This is a genomic window from Thauera phenolivorans (assembly GCF_001696715.1).
Taxonomy (GTDB): Bacteria; Pseudomonadota; Gammaproteobacteria; order Burkholderiales; family Rhodocyclaceae; genus Thauera; species Thauera phenolivorans.
Genome location: NZ_MBFM01000004.1, coordinates 200,691 through 203,345, shown reverse-complemented (window position 1 = coordinate 203,345; position 2,655 = coordinate 200,691). Strand labels below are relative to the sequence as shown.

1 protein-coding gene is annotated in these 2,655 nt (G+C 67.0%); it reads left to right on the top strand.

Annotated features, from left to right (window positions below; genetic code table 11):
- Positions 1-2,655, top strand: a 2,655-nt coding sequence (rpoC, locus tag BB334_RS10900) for a DNA-directed RNA polymerase subunit beta' (protein ID WP_108722506.1), incomplete at both ends; no start/stop codon positions are given.

Sequence of the window (2,655 nt, the reverse complement as noted above, 5' to 3'; positions counted from 1 at the left end):
CCCGACCTGCGCCCGCTGGTGCCGCTCGACGGCGGCCGCTTCGCGACCTCCGACCTCAACGACCTCTACCGTCGCGTCATCAACCGCAACAACCGCCTCAAGCGCCTGCTCGAGCTCAAGGCGCCCGACATCATCGTGCGCAACGAAAAGCGCATGCTGCAGGAGTCGGTCGACTCCCTGCTCGACAACGGCCGTCGCGGCAAGGCGATGACCGGCGCCAACAAGCGCCCGCTGAAGTCGCTCGCGGACATGATCAAGGGCAAGGGCGGCCGTTTCCGCCAGAACCTGCTCGGCAAGCGCGTCGACTACTCGGGCCGTTCCGTCATCACCGTGGGCCCGCAGCTCAAGCTGCACCAGTGCGGCCTGCCGAAGCTGATGGCGCTCGAGCTGTTCAAGCCCTTCATCTTCAACAAGCTCGAGCTGATGGGGCTGGCCACGACCATCAAGCAGGCGAAGAAGATGGTGGAGTCGCACGAGCCGGTGGTGTGGGACATCCTCGAGGAGGTCATCCGCGAGCATCCGGTGCTGCTCAACCGCGCGCCGACGCTGCACCGCCTCGGCATCCAGGCCTTCGAGCCGGTGCTGATCGAAGGCAAGGCGATCCAGCTCCATCCGCTGGTGTGCGTGGCGTTCAACGCCGACTTCGACGGTGACCAGATGGCGGTCCACGTGCCGCTGTCGCTCGAGGCGCAGATGGAAGCCCGCACCCTGATGCTGGCCTCCAACAACGTGCTGTCGCCGGCGAACGGCGAGCCGATCATCGTGCCGTCGCAGGACATCGTTCTCGGTCTGTATTACGCGACCCGCGAAGGTGTGAACGTGCCGGGTGAGGGCATGCTGTTCACCGACGTGGCCGAGGTCAAGCGCGCCTACGAGTCGGGCCAGATCGCGCTGCACGCGCGCATCACCGTCCGGATCCGCGAAGGCGAATTCGGCCCGCAGGGCGAGCGCTGCGAAAAGGTGACGCGCTACGACACCACCGCCGGCCGCGCGATCCTGTCGGAGATCCTGCCCACCGGGCTGCCCTTCGGCGTCATCGACAAGGCGTTGAAGAAGAAGGAGATCTCGAAGCTCATCAACACCTGCTATCGCCGCTGCGGGCTGCGCGCGACGGTGATCTTCGCCGACCGCCTGATGCAGTTCGGCTATCGCCTGGCGACCCGCGCCGGGATCTCGATCGCGGTCAAGGACATGCTGGTGCCGGACGCGAAGCACGAGCTGATCCGCGCCGCCGAGGCCGAGGTCAAGGAGATCGCCCAGCAGTACACCTCCGGCCTGGTGACTGACGGCGAGCGCTACAACAAGGTGGTGGACATCTGGGGCCGCTGCGGCGATCAGGTGGCCAAGGCGATGATGGAGCAGCTCGGTTCGGAGGAAGTGGTCGACCGCGAGGGCAAGTCCGTCCGCCAGGAATCGTTCAACTCGATCTACATGATGGCCGACTCGGGCGCCCGCGGCTCTGCGGCGCAGATCCGCCAGCTGGCCGGCATGCGCGGCCTGATGGCGAAACCGGACGGCTCGATCATCGAGACGCCGATCACCACCAACTTCCGTGAAGGTCTGAACGTCCTGCAGTACTTCATCTCGACGCACGGCGCCCGCAAGGGCCTGGCCGACACCGCGCTGAAGACCGCGAACTCGGGCTACCTGACCCGCCGTCTGGTCGACGTCACGCAGGACCTGGTCGTCATCGAGGACGACTGCGGCACCCGCGACGGCTTCTCGATGAAGGCGCTGATCGAAGGCGGCGAAGTCATCGAACCGCTGCGCGACCGCATCCTCGGCCGCGTGTGCGCCGACGACGTCGTCAATCCCGAGACCCAGGAGACCGCGATCGAAGCGGGCACCCTGCTCGACGAGGACACCGTCGAGCTGATCGAGAGCCTCGGCGTGGACGAAGTCAAGGTCCGCACCCCGCTGACCTGCGAGACCCGCTACGGCCTGTGTGCGAAGTGCTACGGCCGTGACCTCGGCCGCGGGTCGATGGTCAACGTCGGCGAAGCGGTCGGCGTGATCGCCGCGCAGTCGATCGGCGAGCCGGGCACCCAGCTGACAATGCGGACTTTCCACGTCGGGGGTGCGGCGTCGCGGGCGGCCGCCGCCAGCGGTGTCGAGGCCAAGTCGGCCGGTACCATCCGCTTTGCCGGCAACATCCGCTACGTCTCGAACGCCAAGGGCGAGAAGGTGGTCATCGCGCGTTCGGCCGAACTGGTCGTCGCCGACGATCTGGGTCGCGAGCGTGAGCGCCACAAGGTGCCGTACGGAGCGACCGTGCTGGTCGACGACGGCGCGGCGATCAAGGCGGGCACCAAGCTCGCCTCGTGGGATCCGCACACCCGTCCCATCGTGGTCGAGTACGGCGGCACGGTGAGGTTCGAGAACGTCGAAGAGGGCGTCACCGTCGCCAAGCAGATCGACGAGGTGACCGGCCTGTCGACCCTCGTGGTGATCGATTCCAAGCGGCGCAGCGCGACCGGTGCGGCCAAGGGCGTGCGCCCGCAGGTCAAGCTGCTCGACGAAAGCGGCGAAGAGGTCAAGATCCCCGGCACCGATCATGCCGTGGCCATCACCTTCCAGGTCGGTTCGCTGATCACGGTGAAGGACGGTCAGCAGGTCGGCGTTGGCGACGTGCTCGCGCGGATTCCGCAGGAGTCC